A 21841-nucleotide genomic window follows, 5' to 3' on the forward strand; every position below is an offset into this window, starting at 1 on the left:
TCGGGGAGCCGCGTCGCGCTCGCGCGCGCCGATCCCGTCGGGGCGTCAGCGGCGGGCGGCGATCTCGGCGCCGGCGACGAGGGACTCCAGCTTCGCCCAGGCGATGTCCGGGTGGACGCGGCCGCCCAGCCCGCAGTCGGTCGAGGCGATCACCCGCTCGGCGCCGACGCGCCGGGTGTACCGGCGGATCCGCTGCGCGACGAGCTCGGGGTGCTCGACGACGTTGGTCGAATGGGTGACGACGCCGGGGACGATCACCTTGTCTTCGGGCAGCGTCACGTCGTCCCACACCACGTACTCGTGCTCGTGGCGGGCGTTGGCGCCCTCGAAGGAGTAGTAGGTGACGTCGATGTCCAGCATGAGCTCGACCAGGTGGCGGAACTCGATGTCGGTGGTGTGAGGCCCGTGCCAGGAGCCCCAGCACAGGTGGAAGCGCAGCAGCTCCTTCGGCAGGCCCTCGAGCGCATGGTTGAGGGCCTCGACGCGCTTGGCGGTGAAGCGCAGGTAGTCCTCGACGCTCGGCTCGGGGACGATCTGGTCGAAGTTCTCCGCGATGGAGGGATCGTCGACCTGGACCACGAGCCCGGCATCGGTGATGGCCCGGTACTCCTCGCGCAGAGCCGTCGCCCACGCCTCGAGGAAGGCGTCCTCCGAGCCGTAGTGGCGATCCTGGATGCGGGCGCCCGAGCCCGGGGAGAGGGAGGTGAGGAAGCCCTGCTCGTAGCCGTGATCGCGGAGGGAGCGGGAGAAGTTCTCCACGTCCGAGGCGATCAGCGCGCCGCCGGTGTAGCTCAGCTCCCCGGAGGCGACCGGGAACTGCAGCGCCCCTTCCTTCGGGGTCGCCGTGTTCACCTCCGGGTCGTGCGCGTAGACGTCGGGGAACCGCTGGCGGTCGCGCCGCTCCCCGAAGGCGCTGAGGGTCAGGCCCTCGGCATTGCGGGCGGTGGGCGGCTGGGAGACGAAGGTGTCCTCCGCGACGAGCTCGAGGCCCGCGGTGCGGTGGAAGATGTAGCTCCACCAGGCGCCGTAGTTGTACGTCGTGGTCATGGCCTTGCCGTACTCGCCGTCGCCCGGGACGGAGATGCCGATCTCCTTCTGGCGGGCGACGACGGAGTCGACGGCGGCGGCGAGCGCGGTGTCGAACTCGGCGGAGGGGACCGGCGTGAGGCCGTCCTCGGCGAAGGAGCGGGCGGCGTTGGCGGCCAGAAGCTCCGGGGTGCGAGGAAGGGAGCCGGCGGTCGTGGTGCGGATCTCGGTCATGACCTCGAGGTTACGGCGCGAGGCCCGGGGTGCGGACTCCGGGCGTCATCCCCGTTCATCGACCCGTCCGGCCCTCGTCCGACCCCCGCCGGGCCTCCGGCCGCCGCCGGCCGCCGCCCTGCCGGCTCCCGGATCCCGTCACCGGGAGCCGGGAGCCGGCAGGGCGGAGCCGCGGTGCGCCTTGGGCCGCGGGGCCGCCGGTCAGCCCTGGTCGTAGGCGTCCAGGGGCGGGCAGGTGCACACGAGGTTGCGGTCGCCGTAGGCCTGGTCGATGCGTCGCACGGGCGGCCAGTACTTCGCCTGGATCCGCATCTGCTCGGTCATGTGGTACGTGCCGAGGTCCAGGGACCGCGCGGCGTGGACGCCGGGATAGACGGCGACCTCCCGCGAGTACGGATGGTCCCAGGTGCCGGAGACGACGGCCTCGGCCGTGTGCGGGGCGCCGACCAGGGGGTTGTCGTCCTTCGGCCAGGTGCCCGCGACGACCTCCTCGGCCTCCTGGGCGATCATCAGCATCGCGGAGACGAACCGCTCGAGCTCGGCGAGGTCCTCCGACTCCGTGGGCTCGACCATGAGCGTCCCCGCGACGGGGAAGGACATGGTCGGGGCGTGGAAGCCGTAGTCGATCAGCCGCTTGGCGACGTCGTCGACGGTGATCCCGGTGCGGGCGGTGAAGGGACGCAGATCCAGGATGCACTCGTGGGCGACGAAGCCGCTGCGCCCGCGGTAGAGGGTCTCGAAGGTCCCCTCGAGCCGCTTCGCGATGTAGTTCGCCGCGAGCACCGCGGAGGCCGTCGCGTGGCGCAGGCCCTGCGCGCCCATCAGGCGGATGTACGCCCAGGGGATCGGCAGGATCGACGGGGAGCCGTAGGGCGCCTGCGAGACGGTCGCCCCGCCGTGGACCACCGGGGCGTGGGCCAGCACCGCGTGCTCGGCCCGCTGGGCCAGCGGGTGCCCCGGCAGGAACGGCGCCAGGTGCGCCTTGGCCGCCACCGGGCCCACGCCCGGGCCGCCGCCGCCGTGCGGGATGCAGAAGGTCTTGTGCAGGTTCAGGTGGGAGACGTCGCCGCCGAACTCGCCGGGCCGCGCGACCTCGAGCAGGGCGTTGAGGTTCGCCCCGTCGACGTAGACCTGCCCGCCCGCGTCGTGCACCAGCTGGCACACGGTGCGGATCTCCTCCTCGTACACGCCGTGCGTGGACGGGTAGGTGATCATGATCGCCGCGAGGTCCTCGGCGTGGTCCTTGATCTTCTGCTTGAGGTCGTCGAGGTCGACGTTGCCCTCCGCATCGGAGGCCACCACGACCACGCGCATGCCCGCCAGCACGGCCGAGGCCGCGTTGGTGCCGTGGGCGCTGCTGGGCACCAGGCACACGGTCCGGTCGGCCTCGCCGCGGGAGCGGTGGTAGGCGGTGATCGCGAGCAGCCCCGCGAGCTCGCCCTGGCTGCCGGCGTTGGGCTGCAGGGAGACGGTGTCGTAGCCGGTGACCGCGGCGAGCCACCGCTCGAGCTGGTCGATGAGCTCGAGATAGCCCTCGACGTCCTCCTCCGGGGCGAAGGGGTGCGGGCCGGAGAACTCCGGCCAGGTGACGGCGCTCATCTCGACGGCGGCGTTGAGCTTCATGGTGCACGAGCCCAGCGGGATCATGCCGCGGTCCAGGGCGTAGTCCTTGTCGGCGAGGCGGCGCAGGTAGCGCATCATCGCCGTCTCGCTGTGGAAGGAGGTGAAGACCGGGTCCTGGAGGAAGGTGCTGGTGCGGCGCAGCGCCTGCGGCCACGCCCCGCCGACCTCGCCGCCCGCGGGCGACTCGTCGGCGGTGTCGGGCACGTCCACGCGCTCGCGCGGGGAGTGCTGCTCGAACAGGGCCGCGATCGCGTCGAGCGCCGCGGCGTCGACCGTCTCGTCCAGGCTCACCCGCACGTGGTCCTCGTCCAGGACGCGCAGCAGGTACCCCGCCTCGTGGAAGGTCTCCTCGAGGGCGCGGGCCGCGCCGGGGACGGAGACCACCAGGGTGTCGAAGAAGGCCTCGTGCGTGAGCGCGAACCCCTCGGCGCGCAGGTGCGCGGCGAGGTCCGCGGTGCGGGCGGCGACCTGCCGGGCGATCGCGGTGACGCCCTCCGGACCGTGGTACACGGCGTACATCGAGGCCATCACCGCCAGCAGCACCTGCGCGGTGCAGATGTTGCTGGTGGCCTTCTCGCGGCGGATGTGCTGCTCGCGGGTCTGCAGGGCCAGCCGGTACGCGGGCGCCCCGGCGGCATCGCGGGAGACGCCCACCAGGCGGCCCGGGAGCTGGCGTTCGAGGCCGCTGTGCACGCTCATGAACCCGGCGTGGGGGCCGCCGAAGCCCAGCGGCACACCGAAGCGCTGCGAGGAGCCGACGGCCACGTCCGCGCCCAGCTCCCCGGGGGAGGTCAGCAGCGTCAGGGCCAGCAGGTCGGTGGCCGCGATCGCGAGGCCGCCGGCGCCGTGCACCTTCTCGAACAGCGCGCGCGGATCCCAGATCCGGCCGGAGGCGGAGGGGTACTGGACCAGGGCGCCGAAGGCGCCGTCGGCCAGCGCCGCATCGGCCGTCTCCGGGTCCGAGAGGTCCGCGACGACGAGCTCGATGCCCACCGCCTCGGCGCGGCCGCGCACCACGGCGAGGGTCGCGGTGAAGACGTCCTGGTCCACGAGGAAGCGGGCGGACTTCGCGCGGGTCTTCCGGCGCGCCAGGAGCATGGCCTCTGCGGCGGAGGTCGCCTCGTCGAGCATGGACGAGTTGGCGATCGGCAGGCCGGTGAGGTCGGCGACCATCGTCTGGTAGTTCAGCAGCGCCTCGAGGCGGCCCTGGGAGATCTCCGGCTGGTACGGGGTGTAGGCGGTGTACCAGGCCGGGTTCTCCAGCACGTTGCGCTGGATGACCGGCGGGGTGTGGGTGCCGTAGTACCCCTCCCCCAGCAGCGGGGTGCGCACCGTGTTGCGGGCGGCGAGCTCCCGCAGCTCGGCGAGGACCTCCGCCTCGCTCGCCCCCTCGCCGAGGGCGTCGTCGGTGCGTCGGTCCAGGAGGATCGTCCCGGGGACCGCGGCCTCGAGCAGGGCGTCGAGGGAGTCCAGCCCGAGGACGTCGAGCATGCGCCGCTGGGCGGCGTCGTCGGTGCCGACGTGCCGGGAGACGAAGGGGCCGAGGTCGGTGTTCTGGGATGCGGTGGTCATCGGGCCCGGGTCACTCGCCGACGAGCTCGGTGTACTGCTCGCGGGTCAGGAGATCCTCGGGGAGCTCCTCGAAGCTCGCACGGATCAGCCAGCCGTCCTCGAAGGGGGAGGCGTTCACGAGCTCGGGGGCGTCGACGACCGCCTGGTTGACCTCGGTGACGGTGCCGGTGATCGGGGAGAACAGGTCCGAGACGGACTTGGTGGACTCGATCTCGCCCATCTCGGTGCCGGCGGTGATGGTGTCGCCCTCCTCGGGCAGGTCGACGTAGACGACGTCGCCGAGCTGGCCGGCGGCGAAGTCGGTGACGCCGATGACGGCGACGCCGTCGCTCTCGACGCGCACCCACTCGTGGTCCTTGCTGAAACGGAGTTCGGTGGTCATGGGGAGTCCTTCCTCAGGGGCGGGATGCGGGGTTCAGTCTCGCGTGTAGAACGGCAGGGGCACGACGCGGGCGGGAAGGTCCTTGCCGCGCACGTCGATGACCAGATCGGTGCCGGGTTCAGCATGATCGGGGTCGATGAAGGCCATCGCGACGGGATGGCCGAGGGTCGGGGAGAGCGCGCCGGAGGTGACCTCGCCGATCACGGCGCCGGCGGCGTCCTTCACGGCGGAGCCGGCGCGGCCGGCGCGACGGCCCTCCGCGGCCAAACCCACCAGCACCCGGGCGCCCTCGAGGTCCGCGGCCTCGATCGCCGCGCGGCCCACGAAGTCCCCCTTGGCGGCAAGCGCCACCACCCGGCCGAGGCCCGCCTGCGCGGGGAGGATGTCGCGTCCCAGCTCGTGGCCGTACAGCGGCATGCCCGCCTCCAGGCGCAGGGTGTCGCGGGAGGCGAGGCCGCAGGGGACGAGGTCCTCTCCCCCGGCGGCGGTCAGCAGCTCCCACAGGTCCACGGCCTGCGCGGCGGGGACGTACAGCTCGAAGCCGTCCTCCCCGGTGTATCCGGTGCGGGCCAGCAGCAGCTCCGCCCCCTGGTAGGTGCCCTGCAGGACCCGGTAGTAGCGCAGGGCGGCCACATCTTGCGCGGAGATCCCGGCGACGGCGGCATCGGCCAGGGCGGTCACGACGATGCCCTCGCTCGCGGGGCCCTGCACGGCGATCAGCGCGATCTCGGCGGACTCGTCGCGCACCTGCACGTCGTGGTCGCGGGAGCGCTCGGTCAGCTCGCGCGCGACCTCGGGGGCGTTGCCGGCGTTGGCGACCACCAGGTAGGAATCCTCCGCGAGGCGGTAGACGATGACGTCGTCGACGACGCCGCCGTCCTCGGTGAGCATGAGGGAGTACTTCGCCCGCCCCACGGACAGCCCCGACAGCTTCCCGGCGAGGGCGTGGTCCAGGGCCTGCCCCGCCTCGGGGCCCTGCAGGCGGATCTCGCCCATGTGGCTGAGGTCGAAGATGCCGGCGCTGCGGCGCACGGCGTGGTGCTCGGCCAGGTCGGAGGTGTATCGGACGGGCATCTGCCACCCCGCGAAGTCCGTGAACGCGGCTCCGAGCCCCTCGTGGATCGCGGACAGCGCGGTGGCGTTCAGGGGCTGGTCGGGCATCGTCTCTCCTGGGTCGTGCGAGCGGCGGGGCACGGGCCCGGACGGGCACGGCGCGGTCGCCGCGGGCTGCCGCGAGGGAGCATCGGCGCACCCTCGCGGACACTGTACCGCCCGCCGCGCCGCCCCCGATCCCGTACAGTGAAGGGGTGAATCGGGAAGGTACGACGCAGTGGCCGATCAGGATCCGGGGGGACCGTGTTCTGATCCGCGAGCCTGCGGATCCGGACCGCGAGGCGATGATCCGCCTGCTCACCGATCCGGTGACCCGGGAGTATCTCGGCGGCGCGATCGACTACGCCTCCCGGCAGGCGCTCGAGCTCTCGCCGCTGGGCCTGTCCTGGGGCCGATGGGTCGTCTGCCGCGGCGACGACGACGCGATGCTCGGCTCGATCTCGCTGGACTACGACCGCGGAGAGCTGGAGCTGTCCTACGCCCTGCTGCCCGAGCACACGGGCCAGGGGTTCGCGGCCGAGGCCTGCCATGCCCTGCTGAGCTGGGCGCAGGGCGAGCTCGAGGACGATCTCGTCATCGCCGTCACCCAGACCCGCAACAAGCGCAGCCTGAACCTGCTGCGCAAGCTCGGCTTCACGGTGCGCCGGGGCCTGGAGGAGTTCGGCACCCAGCAGCTGCTGCTGGAGCGCTCGCTGCGCGACCCCCTGCCCTCCCGGGAGGACGTCGCCCTGGCCATGCGCAGCGCCCCGCCGCGCCGGCTCTGACCGGGCGGGCGGGATCCTCAGGCCGCGTCCTCCCCGCGCCGCACCGGGCAGGACATGCACCGCGGCCCGCCGCGCCCCCGGCCCAGCTCGCCGCCGGAGATCTCGAGCACCTCGACGCCCTGGCCGCGCAGGTAGTCGTTGGTCGCGGTCACCCGCTCGTAGGCGACCACGCGACCGGGGGCGAGGGCCAGCACGTTGCAGCCGTCGTCCCACTGCTCGCGGGCGGAGGCGTAGCTGTCCAGCGGCGGGGTGAGCACCCTCAGCGAGGGCACGCCGAGGCCCCGGGCCAGGACCTCGTCCATCTCCGCCGGCCGATGCGCCCGGGTGACCAGCCGTCCGCGCCGGCGCGAGATCTCGTAGGTCTCGAGGCCCCCGAGCGGGCCGTAGCGGAGCATCGACTCGTGGTCGACCATCGTCATCACCGTGTCCAGGTGCATCATCGAGCGTCGGTGGGGCAGCGCCAGGGCGATCACGCGCTCGGCCGCCCCCTGCGCCAGCAGCGCTCCGGCCAGCCGCTCCACGCCCGCGTCGCTGGTCCGCTCGGACAGCCCCACCGCCACCGTCCCCCCGCCGAGGACGAGCACGTCCCCGCCCTCGACCGTGGCCTGCGGCGAGGGCGCCCCGCCCAGGGGGATCACCGGCTGCGGGCCCGCGCCGCCGAACCGCGGGTGGTGACGGTAGATCATCTCCATGTGCAGCGACTCGCGCCGGCGGGCGGTGCGCCGCATCCCGGGCACCACCGCATGCGGGCCGATCCACATCGAGGCGTCGCGCGTGAACAGGTGGTTGGGCAGCGGGTCCAGCAGCAGCGCGTCGCCGGCGGTGCGCCGCACCCGGATGGAGCGGGGCCGCACGCCGAGCGCCTCGAGCTCGGACCGGGTCACGCCCGCCATCAGCACGCGGACCAGCTCCGCCGAGGGCAGGGCGCCGAGGGCGTCGGCGAGGTCCTGGGCGGCGATGTCGCCGAGCGCGGCCGGGTCCAGGGTCCTCCCGAGCAGCTCGGCGCGCACCGGAGGATCCTCCAGCAGGTCCTCGAGCAGCTCGTGGACCAGCAGCACCTCGGCGCCCTCGCCGCGCAGCAGCGCCGCGAAGGCGTCGTGCTCGGCCCGGGCGCGCTCCAGCCACAGCAGCTCGTCGAACAGGAAGCGGTCGCGGTTGTCGGGCGTCAGGCGCTCGAGCTCGGGACCGGGCCGATGCAGGATCACCCGGCGCAGCGGCGAGACCTCGTCGGGGATCCCGGGAGCGGCATCGGCCCCGGCGGCATCGGCCCCGGCGGCGTCCCGGGCGGCGGTGTCGGCGGCGGCATCGGTCGTGGGCATCGGGGTCCTCCTCGCAGCGGCACGTGCCCGCGAGCATAGGCCCCTCCGCGGCAGGATCGGCCGACCCCGCCGTGAACGGGCCGGCCTGCCGTGAACGGTCGGCCCGCCGTGAACGGCCAGCCCGCCGTGAACAAGCCGGCCCGCCATGATCGGACCGGCCCGCCGTGATAGGACAGGGGTGCCCGAGCTCGCCGACCGCAGGAGGTCCGCATGTCGCCCCTGTCCATCCCCACCACGACCCTGCCCGACGGGACCCCCATCCCGCTGATCGGCTTCGGCACCGGCGGGCTGCGCGGCGTCGAGGGCGCCGAGGCGATCACCGCCGCGCTGCGCAGCGGATACCGCCTCCTGGACACGGCCGCGCAGTACGGCAACGAGGCCTGCGTCGGCGAGGCGCTGCGGCGCAGCGGCGTGGACCGCGAGGAGGTCCTGGTGACGACCAAGGTCGCCGGCGGCGACCAGGGGCGCGAGGCGGCCCGCGCCGGGGTCCGCGAATCCCTGCGGCGGCTGGGCGTGGAGCGGGCGGACATCGTCCTCATCCACTGGCCCAACCCCTCGCGCGGCCTGGCCCTGGACACCTGGCGCACCCTGCTGGACCTGCGCGAGGAGGGCCTGATCGGCCACGCGGGCGTCTCGAACTTCCGCCCCGAGCAGCTGCAGGAGCTCTACGACGCGACCGGGCAGTGGCCCGCGATCAACCAGATCCAGCTCTCCCCCGCCCTGCCCCGTCAGGAGGCCGTCGCCTTCCACGCCGAGCACGGCATCGTCACGGAGGCCTGGGGGCCGCTGGGCGGCCGCGAGGGCCTGCCCGAGCAGTTCGCCCTGCAGCGCGTCGCCGCCAAGCACGGCGCGAGCACCGCCCAGATCTCGCTGCGCTGGGCGATCGACCGGGGCATCGTCGTGATCCCGAAGTCCTCGACCCCCGAGCGCCAGCGCTCCAACGCCGAGCTCGACGGCATCGCCCTGGACGATGCGGACCGCGCCCTGCTGACCTCCGTGGATCTGGGCGAGGACGCGGCCTGGGACTCGCGCGTCCACGAGGAGTGGTGAGCTTCCGGCCCGGTCCGCAGCATCGCCGGATCGTGGTGCTGTCGGGGGCGGGGCTCAGCGCCCGCACGGGCCTGGGCACCTTCCGGGGGCCGGACGGCCTGTGGTCCCTGGACCCGCAGCTCGAGGAGGCGATGCACGCCTCCGCCCTGCCCGGATCGATCCCGGCGCTGTGGCGGGTCTGGGGGGACATGGCGCGGGTCGCCGCCGCCCACGGCCCCACCCCCGGGCATTTCGCGATCGCCCGGATGGGCGCGCAGGTGATCACCCAGAACGTGGACGGTCTGCATCAGGCGGCCGGCAGCGAGGACGTCGCGGAGCTGCACGGCAGCGCCCGGCGCGCCGTCTGCCTGGACCCGCGGTGCCCCTGGTCCGCTCCCCTGGTGCCCGGCGAGGGGGACCGAGCCGAGGACCACGGCGCCCCCTCGGCCTGCCCGGTGTGCGGGGCGCCGACCCGGCCGGACGTCGTCCTCTTCGACGAGCAGCTGCCCGCGGCCGCGATCGATCGGGCCCTCGCGCTGACGCGCGCGGCGGATCTGTTCGTCGTGGTCGGCTCCAGCGGGGTGGTGATGCCGGCCGCGCAGCTGGCGCCGCGGGCCCGGGCGGCCGGGGCGACGACCGTCCTGGTGGACATCGATCCTCCGCGCGAGGCCTCCCGCGGCGGCAGCTTCGACCATGTCCTGCGCGGGGACGCGCACGAGGTCCTGCCGGACTGGGAACGGGCCCGCCGCGATGTCGCGGCGAACCCGTTCCTGGATCCCTTCGGCGGGGGCCGCCCGGCTCAGATGTAGATCGCCGGGTCCACGTTGTCCTCGGGGTGCGCGGCGTGGCCGCGGATCCGTGCGGGGACGCCGACGGCGGTGGCCTGCGCGGGGACGTCCCCGACGACGACCGCGTTCGCGCCGATCTGGGCGCGCTCCCCGATGAGGACCGGGCCCAGCACCCTCGCCCCGGCGCCGATGGTGACGCCGTCGCCGACGGTCGGGTGCCGCTTGACGCGCTGCATCGACCGTCCGCCCAGGGTGACCCCGTGGTAGAGCATGACGTCGTCGCCGATCTCCGCCGTCTCCCCGATCACGACGCCCATGCCGTGGTCGATGAAGAAGCGCCGGCCGATCCGGGCGGCAGGATGGATCTCCACGCCGGTGATCGAGCGGACCCCCTGCGCGAGCACGAGCGCGGGCAGGCGCGCCGCGGGCCGCTGCCACAGGGCGTGCGCGGCCCGGTGCGCCCAGATCGCGTGGAGCCCCGGGGAGGTCAGCACGACCTGGAGGTCGCCGGTGGCCGCGGGGTCCCGACGGCGCGCCGCCGCGATGTCCTCGCGGACGGTCGCGGCGGCGTCGAGAGCACGGGCGAGGATGCTCATCCGGTCAGCGCTCAGTCGAGGTACTCGGCGTAGAGCGGGGTGGAGAGGTAGCGCTCGCCGAAGGAGGGGACGACCACGACGATGGTCTTGCCGGCGAACTCGGGGCGCGAGCCGACGCGCACGGCCGCCTCGATCGCCGCGCCGGAGGAGATGCCCACCAGCAGGCCCTCGGTGCGGGCGACCTCGCGGGCGCGCTCCATGGCGGTCTCCGCGTTGATGTCGAAGACCTCGTCGTAGATCTCGCGGTCCAGGATCGAGGGCACGAAGTTCGCGCCGATGCCCTGGATCTTGTGCGGGCCGGGGGCGCCGCCGTTGAGGATCGCGGACTCCTCGGGCTCGACCGCGAAGACCTTCACGTCAGCGTTCTTCTCCCGCAGGTAGGCGCCCGCGCCGGAGATGGTGCCGCCGGTGCCGATGCCGGCGACCAGGGCGTCGACGTGGCCCTCGGTGTCCTCCCAGATCTCCGGGCCGGTGGTGGCGTAGTGGATCTCGCGGTTGGCCTGGTTGTCGAACTGCTTGACCTGGACGGCGCCGGTCTCCGCGGCGATCTCCGCGGCCTTCTCGACGGCGCCCTTCATGCCCTTGGGCGCCTCGGTGAGCACGAGCTCCGCCCCGAAGGCGCGCAGCAGGGCGCGGCGCTCCTTGGACATGGACTCCGGCATGGTGAGGATGACCTTGTAGCCGCGGGAGGTGCCGATCATGGCCAGGGCGATGCCCGTGTTGCCGCTGGTCGCCTCGACGATGGTGCCGCCGGGCTGGAGCTCGCCGGAGGCCTCCGCGGCGTCGATCATGGCCACGCCGATGCGGTCCTTGACCGAGTTGGCGGGGTTGTAGAACTCGAGCTTGGCCAGGATCGTGGCCTGGACGTCGTCGCCCAGCTTGTTGAGCTTGACCAGGGGGGTGCGGCCCACCAGCTCGGAGACGTTGTTGTAGACGGGCATCGAAGCTCCTCGATCGGGGGTATCGGTCGGCACGCGACCGGGCCGGGCCCGTGACCCGTCGCGGCGCAGCCCGCAGGTGGCCGGCCCCGGGGCCGCACACCTCAGACCGCATAGCGCGCCTTTGCTCCAGTATAAGCCGACCTTCTCGTGGGTGGGCCGCGTCTCCGCCGTCCGCCGACGTCGGAGTTCATCCGCGGTCATACGGGGGCGTCGTTCCCGGCGACCCCGCGGCCGCGGACGACGCGTGCCGACCGACGCTCCGCTTGCGCAGCAGCGATGCGTCGGCCGGCACGGGTCCGGCGGCGTGGGCCGCGGCCGCCGGGCCGCGGCGGCTGGTCAGTAGATCATGCCCATGACCTCGCGCACCCGCGCGAGGGTCTGCTCGGCGACCTCGTTGGCGCGGGCGTTGCCCGCCCGGAGGATCTCGAACAGGGCGCCCGGGTCCTTCTCGAGCTCGGCGCGCCGGGCGCGGATCGGGGCGAGGTGCTCGTTGAGGACCTCCGCGGTCATGACCTTGAGGGTCCCGGCGCCCTTGTCGCCGATCTCCTCGGCGATGTCCTCGGGGCTGCGGCCGGTGCACTGCGAGGCGATCGTCAGCAGGTTCGCGACCTCCGGACGGCCCTCCGGGTCGTAGGTGATCTGCCGGTCGGCGTCCGTCTTCGCCTTCTTGATCTTCTTGGCGGTCTCGTCCTCGCTCATGCGGAGCATGACCGTGTTGCCCAGGGACTTGCTCATCTTGGCGGCGCCGTCCAGGCCCAGGATCGTCGGCGCCTCGGAGAGCAGGGCGTCGGGCTCGGCGAAGATCTGCTCGCCGCCCGCGTAGCGCTCGTTGAAGCGGCGCGCGATCACGCGGGTCTGCTCGATGTGGGGCAGCTGGTCCTTGCCCACCGGCACCAGGTTGCCGTGGCAGAAGAGGATGTCCGCCGCCTGGTGGACGGGGTAGGTGAGCAGGAGGCCGCCCATGGCGGACTTGCCGGCCGCGGCGAGCTCCGCCTTCACGGTGGGGTTGCGCTCGAGCTCGGGCTGGGTGACCAGCGAGAGGAACGGCAGCATGAGCTGGTTCAGGGCCGGCACCGCGGAGTGGGTGAAGATGGTCGCCCGCTCGGGGTCGATGCCCACGGCGAGGTAGTCCGTCAGCAGCTCGCGCACCGAGCCGCGGATGTCCCCGAGGACCTCGCGGTCCGTGATGACCTGGTAGTCGGCCACGAGCACCCAGCTCTCGACGCCGGCCTCCTGCAGCCGCACCCGGTTGCGCAGGCTGCCGAAGTAGTGGCCGATGTGCAGCGCGCCCGTGGGGCGGTCCCCCGTGAGCATGCGCAGGCCGGCGGGGTCGTCCTGGATCTTCGCCCAGATCGCGTCGCTGCGCTGGAGCGCGGTGTCGTAGCTGCTGGTGGGGATGGCGGTATCGGCGGTGTCGGTCACCGGTCCATGCTAGGCGATGCCCCCGCGATCGCGTCCCGGCGCCGCGCCCGTCGAGCCGCGGACGATCAGCTGCGGGCGGATGGCGAGCTCGGTGCGGGTCGGGCGGCGGCTGCCCTCCCCCGCGGCGAGGACGGTGCGCACGGCCGAGCGGGCCATCAGCGAGACGCTCTGGCGCACGGTGGTCAGCGGCGGAGTGGTCAGCCCCGCCCAGGAGACGTCGTCGTAGCCGATCACCGAGACGTCCTCGGGCACGCGCACGTCGATCGAGCGCAGCCCCTCGAGGGCGCCGGCGGCCATCACGTCGCTCCCGCAGACGATCGCGGTGACGCCGCCGGCGGCGAGCTCGCGCGCCGCCTCGTAGCCCCCGGCGTAGGAGAAGTCGGTGTAGGCGATCGGCGGGGCGTCCACGCCCGCGGCGCCGCGGGCGGCCTCGAAGGCCTGCACCTTCGTGCGCACGGGCCAGGTGTGCTCGTCGCCCACGGCCAGCCCGATCTCGCGGTGTCCCAGCTCCTCGAGGTGGGTCAGCGACAGCGCGATCGCGTGGGCGTCGTCGGAGGAGATGAAGGCGGCGTCGAGGTCGTGGCGCTCCCCGTTGACCATCACCAGCGGCACCCCCGCCTCGGCCACCTCGCGGTAGTGGTCCACCGGGCTGTCCTGCTGGGCATGGTGCCCGGAGACGATGATCATGCCGGTGGCCCCGGCGCGCAGGAAGCGCTGCAGGTACTCGCGCTCGCGCTCCACGGTGCGGGCCCGGACCCCGACCAGCGAGGAGACCCCGCGCTCGAACAGCTCGGCCTCCAGGCGCTCGATCCAGGCCGCGAAGATCGGGTTCTCCACATCGGGCACCAGCAGGCCGATGGTCCGGGGCAGGTCCTCCTGCTCGAGCGCGACGGGCCGGCCCAGCCGTCGGGCGGCCTCCAGGACGGCACGACGGGTCTCCTCGTTGACACCGGGACGCTCGTTCAGGACGCGCGAGACCGTGGCCTCGCTCACCCCGGACTCGCGGGCGATGTCGATCAGTCGTGCTTTCACCTGGTCCACCTCTCGGCGACGCCATCGCCGCCATGTCACAGTACCGTTGCAAGAACTTTCTCATTCTTGCACGCCGGGCCGCAAGCACTTACAGTCGTCCTTGCAGGGCGAGCACAGCGGCTCCCCGCATCACACGCACGAATCGAAGGAGATCACGGTGCTCATCCGTCGCAAGTCTTTCCTGGCCCTCGGCGCCCTCGGCGCCACCTCCGCGATGCTGTCCGCCTGCGGCGGCGGCACGAGCGAGGATCCCGCCGCCGGCGGGTCCTCCGATGCCGGCGGCGCCTCCGATGCGGGCGGCGCCGAGGGCGCCCCCCAGCGCGCCGACGCCCAGCTCGTCATCTGGGCCGATGAGAAGAAGGCCGAGTCCCTCCAGGCGCCCGCCGCGGCCTGGGGCGAGGCCCAGGGGATCACGGTCGCCGTGCAGTCCGTGGCCAACGACCTCCAGACCAACTTCGTCACCGCCAACCAGGCCGGCAACGGCCCCGACGTCCTCGTCGGCGCGCACGACTGGATCGGCAACCTGGTCCAGAACGCCTCCATCACCCCGGTGCAGCTGCCCGCGGACGCTGCCGACAAGATCGCCCCCATCGGCCTCAGCGCCGTGCAGCTGGACGGCCAGACCTACGGCGTCCCCTACGCCGTCGAGACGCTCGTGCTGTTCGCGAACAACGCCCTCACCGACGCCCCCTCCCCCGCGTCGATCGAGGAGCTCGTCAGCGCCGGGCAGGCCGGCGGGGCCGAGAACGTGCTCTCCCTGCCCGTGGGCGAGGAGGGCGACGCCTACCACATGGAGCCGCTGTACACCTCCGGGGGCGGCTACCTGTTCGGCACGGACGCCGAGGGCGGCCTCGACCCGAGCGACCTGGGCGTGGGCAAGGAGGGCTCGATCGCCGCGGGCGGCAAGATCGGGGAGCTCGGCGCGCAGGGCGTGCTGAAGACCTCCATCACCGGCGACAACGCGATCTCCCTGTTCACCGACGGCAAGGCCGCCTACCTCGTCTCCGGCCCCTGGGCGCTCGCGGACATCAAGGCCGCCGGCATCGACTTCACCATGAGCGCGGTGCCCGGCTTCGAGGGCATGCAGCCGGCCAAGCCCTTCGCCGGCGTGAACGCCTTCTACGTCGCCGCGGCGGCCAAGAACCCCGCCTACGCCCAGCAGTTCCTCTCCGACGTCGCCTCCGCGCCCGATGTGGCCCGCGAGATGTTCGCCGTCAACGAGCTCCCGCCGGTCTCCCTCGAGCTGCAGACCGAGCTCGCCGCCGGCAGCCCGGAGCTGATCCAGATCGCCGAGCTCGCCGAGGGCGCCGACCCGATGCCCTCCATCCCCGAGATGGCCGCGATCTGGAAGCCGCTGGGCCAGGCCCAGGCGAACATCGTCGGCGGCGCCGACCCGGCCGAGGTCATGACCAGCGCCGGCGAGCAGATCGCCGGCGAGATCGGGGCCTGAGCGCCCACCGCCCCGCAGGGACGGACCGGGCGGGACTCCGCATCCCGCCCGGTCCCCATCCCGCCTGCGCTCCCGGGGCGGGTCCGTCCCTCCCGCGCTCCGCCCGATCCCGCCGCCGCTGCCGCCCCGGCCGGCCTGCGGCCCTCCCGCCGTGCAGCCCCGCTGCCCCCGCGAAAGGCACCCCGCCATGACCTCGACGACCGCGCCCGCGCAGCGGGCACGCAGGACGTCCGCCACCACCCTGATCGCCCGGGCGCTGTTCCTGGGCGCCGTCCTCGCCGTGACGATCTGGATCGCGCCCGTGCTCGTGGGGCTGCAGTCCTGGCTGTGGCTGGCGGTCGTGCTGGCCGCGGCGGCCGCGATCTTCGTGCTCTACTCCACCCGGCGCTTCATCCCCGGCAAGTACATCTTCCCCGGCACGTTCTTCCTGGTCGTCTTCCTCATCGCGCCGATCATCCTCACCGTCGGCTACTCCTTCACGAACTTCGGCGACGGCAGCCGGGGCACCAAGGAGCAGGCGATCGCGGCGATCACCGGCAACTCCGTGCAGCAGACCCCGGACTCCCCCCGCTACAACCTCACCATCACCACCGAGGGCACCGCCGAGGAGGGTCCGTACGTCTTCTACCTGGTGGATCCCGCCAGCGGGGAGATCCGCCGCGGCGGCCCGGAGCTCCCCCTCGAGCAGGTCCCGGCCTCGGACGTCACGGTCCGCGACGGCTTCGTCACCGCGGCCGACGACTCCGCGATCCTCACCCCCGACGAGATCAACACGAACTACGCCGCGCTGCAGGAGGTCGCCGTCGAGGTCGACGAGACCACCGCGATCCGCCTGCTGGGCATCGACCAGGCCTTCGAGGGCACCAAGGTGCTCCAGTACGACGAGGCCGCCGATGCCATCACCAACACGCAGACGGGCGCCGTCTACACCCCGCAGAAGATCGGGGACACCGAGTACTTCGTGAGCGAGGACGGCGAGCGCATGCCGCAGTCCTGGCTGCAGGGCGTGGGCCTGTCCAACTACGAGCGCCTGTTCACCGACGGCAAGCTCGCCGGGCAGTTCGCGGACGCCTTCGTGTGGACCCTCGTGTTCGCCGCCGGCAGCGTGCTGCTGACCTTCCTGGTCGGCTTCGCCCTGGCCCTCGTGCTCAACGACGAGCGCCTGCGCGGCCGCCGCCTGTACCGCTCCGTGCTGCTGATGCCGTACGCGGTGCCCGGGTTCATCGCGCTGCTGGTGTGGTCGAACTTCTACAACCGCGACTTCGGGCTGATCAACCAGACCCTCGGCCTCTCGCTGAACTGGTTCGGGGATCCCACCCTCGCCAAGGCCGCCGTGCTGCTGACGAACCTGTGGATGGGCTTCCCGTACATGTTCATCGTGTGCACCGGCGCCCTGCAGTCGGTGCCGAAGGAGCTCACCGAGGCCGCGCGGATCGACGGCGCGAGCCGCCTGCAGACCACCTCCCGGGTGATCGCACCGCTGCTGCTGGTGGCCGTCTCGCCGCTGCTGGTCGCCTCCTTCGCCTTCAACTTCAACAACTTCAACGCCATCGAGCTGCTCACCGGCGGCGGCCCCTTCGCCGCCAACGAGTACACGCGCGGCGCGACCGACATCCTCATCTCGATGGTCTACCGCATCGCCTTCGGCGGCTCCGGAGCGGACTTCGGCTTCGCCTCGGCGGTCTCGGTGGCCCTGTTCATCCTCACCGGCGTCCTCGCCGCGATCCAGTTCCGATTCGCGAACGTCCTCGAGGACGTCAACTGAAGGCCCGGAAGGACTCCGCCATGTCTGTGCAGACTGCTCGCACCGCCCCCGAGGCCCGTCGCCTCCCGTTCAGCCGCTGGATGGGCGAGATCGGCTGGCGCCACGTCGTCGGCATCCTCGCCGTCGCCTTCGCGGTCTTCCCGATCCTCTTCGTCGTCTCGGCCTCGCTGAACCCGCTGGGCACCGTGTCCTCCTCCGGGCTGGTGCCGCGCGAGGTGAGCCTCACGCACTACGAGACCCTGCTCTCCGGAGCCCGCGGCCCCTTCGTGCGCTGGTACCTCAACACGGTCATCGTGTGCGTCGTGGTCTCCTCCGTGCAGGTGTTCCTCTCCGTGCTGGCCTCCTACGCGTTCAGCCGCATGCGCTTCCGCGGCCGCCGCGGCGGCATGCTGGCCCTGCTGCTGATCATGATGTTCCCGGCGATCCTGTCGATGATCGCGATCTACACGATGATCTCGGACCTCGGCCAGGCGATCCCCGTGCTGGGCCTGGACTCCCTGCCGGGCTACATCCTCGTCATGCTGGGCGGCTCCCTGGGGCAGGTCTGGCTGATCAAGGGATTCTTCGACACCGTGCCCAAGGAGCTGGACGAGGCGGCCACCATCGACGGCGCGAGCCACTGGCAGGTCTTCCGCCGGATCCTGCTGCCGGCCCTGGTGCCGATCCTCGCCACCACGCTGCTGCTGAGCCTGGTCGGGGTCATGAGCGACTTCCTGCTCGGATCGATCTTCCTCACCAGCGACGAGAACAAGACGCTCGCGGTGGGCCTGTACGGCATGCTCGCCGGGGACCGCTCCAACAACCTGGGCCTGTTCGCGGCCGGGTCGGTGCTGATCATGATCCCGGTGATCGTGCTGTACCAGTTCCTGCAGCGCTACATCGTCGGCGGCTCCACCGCGGGAGCGGTGAAGGGATGAGCGAGCTCGCCCTGCCGCCCCTGCCCCGGCGGCCCCATCACGACAGCGGGCCGCTGTGCGTGCCCGTGGCCGCGCACGCCCTCGGCGAGGAGGCGGTGCTGCGGGTCTGGGTCCCGGACTCCTACCCGGTGACCGCGGTCGCGCTGCGCGCGGTCGTGGACGGGGAGATCCGCACCCGCGAGGCCCGGCCCCTGCCCGCCGCCGATGCGCCATCGGCCGATGCCGCGCCGGAAGAGCCGACGCCCGCCGAGGCGGGGGCCGGCACCTGGTGGCAGGTGCGCCTGCGCGCCGAGAACCCGGTGGTCCCCTACCGCTTCTGCCTCATCGGCCCCGGCGGCGGGGACGTCCCCGCCTACGCGTGGCTGACCGCCGCCGGGCTGATCCCCTGGGACGTGGCCGATGCGACGGACTTCCGCCTGGTGGTGCACCCGCCCGCTCCGGCGTGGGTCGCCGATGCGGTCGTCTACCAGGTCTTCCCCGATCGCTTCGCCCGCTCGGCGAGCGCCCCCGTCGACGCGGAGGGCCGCCCCGCCCCGCAGGACCTGCCCGCCTGGGCGGTGCCGATGCGCTGGGACGAGGAGCCCGCCGTGCGCGGCGACATCACCGGGCGGCAGCTGTACGGCGGCGACCTGGACGGCGTCATCGAGCGCCTGGACCACATCGCCTCCCTCGGGGCGGACACCGTCTACCTCACCCCCGTGTTCCCCGCCGGCAGCGTGCACCGCTACGACGCCGCGACCTTCGACCGGGTGGACCCGCTGCTGGGCGGGGACGAGGCCCTGGTGCGGCTGTCGCAGGCGCTGCATGCGCGCGGCATGCGGCTGATGCTGGACCTCACCACCAACCACACCGGCGACACCCACGAGTGGTTCCGCGCCGCCCAGGCCGATGCGGACTCCGTCGAGGCCGGCTTCTACCTGTTCACCGAGCACCCCCACGCCTACCGCAGCTGGCTGGACGCGGTGCCGAGCCTGCCCAAGCTCGACCACCGCTCCCCCGCGCTGCGGGCCCGCATGCTCGAGGGGCCCGACAGCGTGGTGGGCCGCTGGCTCGCCCCGCCGGTCTGGGCCGACGGCTGGCGCATCGACGTGGCCAACATGACCGGCCGCCACGACGACGTCGACCTCGCCCATGAGGTGGCCCGCACCCTGCGCGGGACCATGCCCGAGGGGACCTGGCTGCTGGCCGAGCACGGCCACGACGCCACCGGGGACCTGGCCGGGGACGGCTGGCACGGCACCATGAACTACACCGGCTTCACGCGGCCGCTGTGGGCGTGGCTGGCCGAGCCCGGCTCGACCCTGAACTGGCTGGGCCTGCCCACCACCGTCCCGCGCCTGCCCGGCCCGGCGATCGCCCGCACCCTGGTGGACTACAACGCGCACATGCCGTGGCCGTCCCGGCTGCATTCGCAGAACCAGCTCTCCAGCCACGACACGCCCCGCACCCGCACCGTCGTCGGCACCCGGGAGCGGCAGATCGTCGCCGTGGCGGCCCTCGCGGCCCTGCCGGGCGTGCCGACGCTCTTCGCGGGCGACGAGATCGGCGCCGAGGGCAGCACCGGCGAGCATTCCCGCACGCCCATGCCCTGGGCGGCGATCGCGGCCGTCGACGACGCCGCGCCCGCCGACGGCTCCGCGCCCGCCGACGGCTCCGCGCCCGGCGACGGCCCGGCATCGGAGGGCTCCGCGCCCGTGGACGCCGAGGTGCTGCGGGCGACCCGGGCCCTGCTGGGCCTGCGCCGGCGCGAGCCCGCCCTGCGGCGGGGCGGCATCGGCCTCCTGCACGTCGAGGAGGACCTGCTGGTCCTCGCGCGCACCCATCCCGAGGGCGATGTGATCGTCGTCCTCGCCCGTGCCTCCCGGCCCGGGCCGGTGGAGCTCGATCTGCGAGGCTGGACCGGGATCATCGGCCTCGAGGAGATCCACGCCGAGGGGAACGTCGGGGGGAGCGCGGACGGTGCGCTCCTCACGATCCGGGCCGCCGGCCCCGGCGCGGCCTTCTGGCGCGCCCGACGATCCTGACCGTCCCGCATCCCCGGCGCGACCGCCGCTCCCGACCGCCCCGCCGTCCCCGTCGGTCCCGCCCCACCTGACGCGCCCGCCGCGTCCGAGCCCCCGGGCTCCCCGTCCTTCGCCCGCCGGGCGAGCAGCACCCCATCGGAAGGAAGCATCCCCGCATGTCCCCGCAGCACGACCAGTGGTGGCGCGACGCCGTCGTCTACCAGGTGTACCCCCGCTCCTTCGCGGACTCGAACGGTGACGGGATGGGCGACCTGCCCGGCGTCACCGCGGGGCTGCCCTACCTCGCGCAGCTCGGCGTGGACGCGATCTGGCTCTCGCCCTTCTACACCTCGCCACAGCACGACGCCGGCTACGACGTCGCCGACTACACCGACGTCGACCCCCGCTTCGGCACCCTCGCCGACGCCGACGAGCTCATCGCCCGCGCCCACGAGGTGGGGATCAAGGTGATCGCAGACATCGTCCCGAACCACTCCTCGAGCGAGCACGTCCTGTTCCAGCGGGCCCTGGCCGCCGGGCCCGGCTCCCCCGAGCGGGACATGTACATGTTCCGCGACGGCCGGGGCGAGCACGGCGAGCTGCCCCCGAACAACTGGACCTCGATCTTCCACGGCCCCGCCTGGACGCGGATCACCGAGGCCGACGGCAGCCCCGGCCAGTGGTACCTGCACATCTTCGACAGCACCCAGCCCGACTGGAACTGGGACAACCCCGCCGTCCACGAGCTGTTCGCGGACGTGCTGCGGTTCTGGCTGGACCGCGGCGTGGACGGCTTCCGCGTGGACGTCGCCCACGGCATGGTCAAGCCCGACGGCCTGCCCGACGCGACGGTCACCGCCGAGGGTCTGCTCGACATCCCCGAGGGAGAGGTCCCCGTCTACTTCGACAACGACGGCGTCCTGGAGATCTACCGCGAGTGGCGGCCGATCCTGGACTCCTACGAGGGCGACCGCATGATGGTGCTCGAGGCCTGGATCCCCGAGAAGCGCCTGCCGCTGTACATCGGCCCCGAGGAGGCGCACCAGTCCTTCAACTTCGGGTTCCTCCAGGCCCGCTGGGGCGTCGAGACGATGCGCGCCGCCATCGAGAAGCCGCTGGACCTGGCCGATGCGGTGGGCGCGCCCACCACCTGGGTCCTCTCCAACCACGACGTGATCCGCCACGCCAGCCGCTACGGGTTCGCCCCCGACCACCGCTTCGGCTCCGGCCTGGCCCGGGACGAGGTGCCCGATGCCGAGCTCGGGCTGCGCCGCGCCCGCGCCGCGTCGCTGCTCATGCTGTCCCTGCCCGGTTCCGCCTACCTGTACCAGGGCGAGGAGCTGGGCCTGCCCGAGGTCCGCGACATCCCCGACGCCCTGCGCGAGGACCCCGCCCACAAGCGCGGCGGCGTGCCCGGCCGCGACGGCTGCCGGGTGCCGCTGCCCTGGACGGCCGAGGCCCCGGCCTACGGCTTCTCCTCCACCGGGAAGTCCTGGCTCCCCCAGCCCGCCGAGTTCGGACAGCTCGCGGCCGATGTCCAGGACGGCGATCCCGCCTCGACCCTGGAGATGTACCGGGCCGCCCTGCGCCTGCGCAAGGAGCTGCGACTGGGCCTGCCCGGAGAGGGCCTGACCTTCGCCGCGGACGTCCCCGAGGGCGTGCTGGCGATCGACCACGCCGGCATCCGCGTGGTCGTGAACACCACCGGCGCCGACATCCCGGTGGCCGATGTCGCCGGCCGCGGCGCCGGGGACGGCGCGGGCGCGGCGGCGGACGGGGACGCCGAGGTGCTCATCGCCTCGGTCCCCTCCGCCCCGGGAGTCGTGCCCGCCGACGCCGCCGTCTGGCTGCGCCGGGCCTGAGCC

17 protein-coding genes are annotated in these 21841 nt (G+C 73.3%); 8 read left to right on the forward strand and 9 right to left on the reverse strand.

The annotated features are described in order from the left end of the window. Positions 1 to 45 precede the first annotated feature (45 nt). The 4 genes from BF93_RS16360 to gcvT all read right to left on the reverse strand — a co-directional run bounded on the left by BF93_RS16360 (position 46) and on the right by gcvT (position 5998). Positions 46 to 1260 (reverse strand): cobalamin-independent methionine synthase II family protein, encoded by a 1215-nt coding sequence (locus BF93_RS16360; protein WP_038374129.1) that lies wholly within the window; start codon positions 1258 to 1260, stop codon positions 46 to 48. A 201-nt stretch (positions 1261 to 1461) separates the two neighbouring features. Continuing rightward, the gene (gene gcvP / locus BF93_RS16365; protein WP_038374130.1) at positions 1462 to 4455 is read right to left on the reverse strand and encodes an aminomethyl-transferring glycine dehydrogenase; all 2994 of its coding nucleotides are present in this window, start codon (positions 4453 to 4455) and stop codon (positions 1462 to 1464) included. 10 nt (positions 4456 to 4465) lie between these two features. After that, complete coding sequence (gene gcvH, locus BF93_RS16370) at positions 4466 to 4837, reverse strand: glycine cleavage system protein GcvH (protein ID WP_038374131.1); 372 nt, start codon at positions 4835 to 4837, stop codon at positions 4466 to 4468. Between the two features lie 33 nt (positions 4838 to 4870). After that, the gene (gcvT, locus tag BF93_RS16375; protein ID WP_038374133.1) at positions 4871 to 5998 is read right to left on the reverse strand and encodes a glycine cleavage system aminomethyltransferase GcvT; all 1128 of its coding nucleotides are present in this window, start codon (positions 5996 to 5998) and stop codon (positions 4871 to 4873) included. A 146-nt stretch (positions 5999 to 6144) separates the two neighbouring features. Between gcvT and BF93_RS16380 the strand changes: the two genes are divergently transcribed. Continuing rightward, the gene (locus tag BF93_RS16380; RefSeq protein ID WP_084148646.1) at positions 6145 to 6714 is read left to right on the forward strand and encodes a GNAT family N-acetyltransferase; all 570 of its coding nucleotides are present in this window, start codon (positions 6145 to 6147) and stop codon (positions 6712 to 6714) included. A gap of 17 nt (positions 6715 to 6731) precedes the next feature. On the opposite strand, the gene BF93_RS16385 is transcribed toward BF93_RS16380, so the two are convergent. Further along, positions 6732 to 8033, reverse strand: coding sequence for an arginine deiminase (locus BF93_RS16385; RefSeq protein WP_084148647.1), 1302 nt, complete (start codon positions 8031 to 8033; stop codon positions 6732 to 6734). 210 nt (positions 8034 to 8243) lie between these two features. On the opposite strand from BF93_RS16385, the gene BF93_RS16390 reads away from it, so the two are divergent. Further along, complete coding sequence (locus BF93_RS16390) at positions 8244 to 9083, forward strand: aldo/keto reductase (RefSeq protein WP_038374134.1); 840 nt, start codon at positions 8244 to 8246, stop codon at positions 9081 to 9083. Continuing rightward, positions 9080 to 9871, forward strand: coding sequence for an SIR2 family NAD-dependent protein deacylase (locus tag BF93_RS16395; protein WP_232226474.1), 792 nt, complete (start codon positions 9080 to 9082; stop codon positions 9869 to 9871). The genes BF93_RS16390 and BF93_RS16395 overlap by 4 nt, the downstream gene beginning before the upstream one ends. On the opposite strand, the gene epsC is transcribed toward BF93_RS16395, so the two are convergent. The 4 genes from epsC to BF93_RS16415 all read right to left on the reverse strand — a co-directional run bounded on the left by epsC (position 9862) and on the right by BF93_RS16415 (position 13841). Then, positions 9862 to 10446 (reverse strand): serine O-acetyltransferase EpsC, encoded by a 585-nt coding sequence (epsC, locus tag BF93_RS16400; protein WP_051487107.1) that lies wholly within the window; start codon positions 10444 to 10446, stop codon positions 9862 to 9864. The two genes, BF93_RS16395 and epsC, sit on opposite strands and share 10 nt — an antisense overlap. A gap of 11 nt (positions 10447 to 10457) precedes the next feature. Further along, complete coding sequence (gene cysK, locus BF93_RS16405; protein WP_038374137.1) at positions 10458 to 11387, reverse strand: cysteine synthase A; 930 nt, start codon at positions 11385 to 11387, stop codon at positions 10458 to 10460. A gap of 336 nt (positions 11388 to 11723) precedes the next feature. Continuing rightward, positions 11724 to 12809: a tryptophan--tRNA ligase gene (gene trpS, locus BF93_RS16410; protein WP_038374138.1), complete on the reverse strand. Its 1086-nt coding sequence runs from the start codon at positions 12807 to 12809 to the stop codon at positions 11724 to 11726. Positions 12810 to 12818: 9 nt separating this feature from the next. Then, positions 12819 to 13841 carry a LacI family DNA-binding transcriptional regulator gene (locus tag BF93_RS16415; RefSeq protein WP_051487108.1) on the reverse strand — a complete coding sequence of 341 codons (1023 nt, stop codon included), beginning with the start codon at positions 13839 to 13841 and terminating at the stop codon, positions 12819 to 12821. A 157-nt stretch (positions 13842 to 13998) separates the two neighbouring features. On the opposite strand from BF93_RS16415, the gene BF93_RS16420 reads away from it, so the two are divergent. The 5 genes from BF93_RS16420 (at position 13999) to BF93_RS16440 (ending at position 21838) form a co-directional block, all read left to right on the forward strand. Next, the gene (locus BF93_RS16420) at positions 13999 to 15291 is read left to right on the forward strand and encodes a sugar ABC transporter substrate-binding protein (protein WP_038374141.1); all 1293 of its coding nucleotides are present in this window, start codon (positions 13999 to 14001) and stop codon (positions 15289 to 15291) included. A gap of 187 nt (positions 15292 to 15478) precedes the next feature. Further along, positions 15479 to 17056, forward strand: a complete 1578-nt coding sequence (locus BF93_RS16425; RefSeq protein ID WP_038374142.1) for an ABC transporter permease subunit — start codon at positions 15479 to 15481, stop codon at positions 17054 to 17056. 20 nt (positions 17057 to 17076) lie between these two features. Further along, positions 17077 to 17973, forward strand: a complete 897-nt coding sequence (locus BF93_RS16430) for a sugar ABC transporter permease (RefSeq protein ID WP_038374143.1) — start codon at positions 17077 to 17079, stop codon at positions 17971 to 17973. After that, positions 17970 to 19997, forward strand: coding sequence for a glycoside hydrolase family 13 protein (locus tag BF93_RS16435; RefSeq protein ID WP_038374145.1), 2028 nt, complete (start codon positions 17970 to 17972; stop codon positions 19995 to 19997). Before BF93_RS16430 ends, BF93_RS16435 begins: the two co-directional genes overlap by 4 nt. 155 nt (positions 19998 to 20152) lie before the next feature. After that, positions 20153 to 21838, forward strand: coding sequence for a glycoside hydrolase family 13 protein (locus tag BF93_RS16440; protein ID WP_038374146.1), 1686 nt, complete (start codon positions 20153 to 20155; stop codon positions 21836 to 21838). Positions 21839 to 21841 lie beyond the last annotated feature (3 nt).

The organism is Brachybacterium phenoliresistens, assembly GCF_000576425.1.
Taxonomy (GTDB): domain Bacteria; phylum Actinomycetota; class Actinomycetes; order Actinomycetales; family Dermabacteraceae; genus Brachybacterium; species Brachybacterium phenoliresistens.

What these genes read in the sequence shown, in the direction of transcription:
- BF93_RS16385 (WP_084148647.1), bottom strand. Translation starts at nt 8,033, where the DNA reads ATGCCCACGACCGATGCCGCCGCCGACACCGCCGCCCGGGACGCCGCC.
- BF93_RS16425 (WP_038374142.1), top strand. Translation starts at nt 15,479, where the DNA reads ATGACCTCGACGACCGCGCCCGCGCAGCGGGCACGCAGGACGTCCGCC.
- epsC (WP_051487107.1), bottom strand. Translation starts at nt 10,446, where the DNA reads ATGAGCATCCTCGCCCGTGCTCTCGACGCCGCCGCGACCGTCCGCGAG.
- BF93_RS16390 (WP_038374134.1), top strand. Translation starts at nt 8,244, where the DNA reads ATGTCGCCCCTGTCCATCCCCACCACGACCCTGCCCGACGGGACCCCC.
- BF93_RS16360 (WP_038374129.1), bottom strand. Translation starts at nt 1,260, where the DNA reads ATGACCGAGATCCGCACCACGACCGCCGGCTCCCTTCCTCGCACCCCG.
- gcvT (WP_038374133.1), bottom strand. Translation starts at nt 5,998, where the DNA reads ATGCCCGACCAGCCCCTGAACGCCACCGCGCTGTCCGCGATCCACGAG.
- gcvP (WP_038374130.1), bottom strand. Translation starts at nt 4,455, where the DNA reads ATGACCACCGCATCCCAGAACACCGACCTCGGCCCCTTCGTCTCCCGG.
- gcvH (WP_038374131.1), bottom strand. Translation starts at nt 4,837, where the DNA reads ATGACCACCGAACTCCGTTTCAGCAAGGACCACGAGTGGGTGCGCGTC.
- BF93_RS16440 (WP_038374146.1), top strand. Translation starts at nt 20,153, where the DNA reads ATGTCCCCGCAGCACGACCAGTGGTGGCGCGACGCCGTCGTCTACCAG.
- BF93_RS16430 (WP_038374143.1), top strand. Translation starts at nt 17,077, where the DNA reads ATGTCTGTGCAGACTGCTCGCACCGCCCCCGAGGCCCGTCGCCTCCCG.
- cysK (WP_038374137.1), bottom strand. Translation starts at nt 11,387, where the DNA reads ATGCCCGTCTACAACAACGTCTCCGAGCTGGTGGGCCGCACCCCCCTG.
- BF93_RS16435 (WP_038374145.1), top strand. Translation starts at nt 17,970, where the DNA reads ATGAGCGAGCTCGCCCTGCCGCCCCTGCCCCGGCGGCCCCATCACGAC.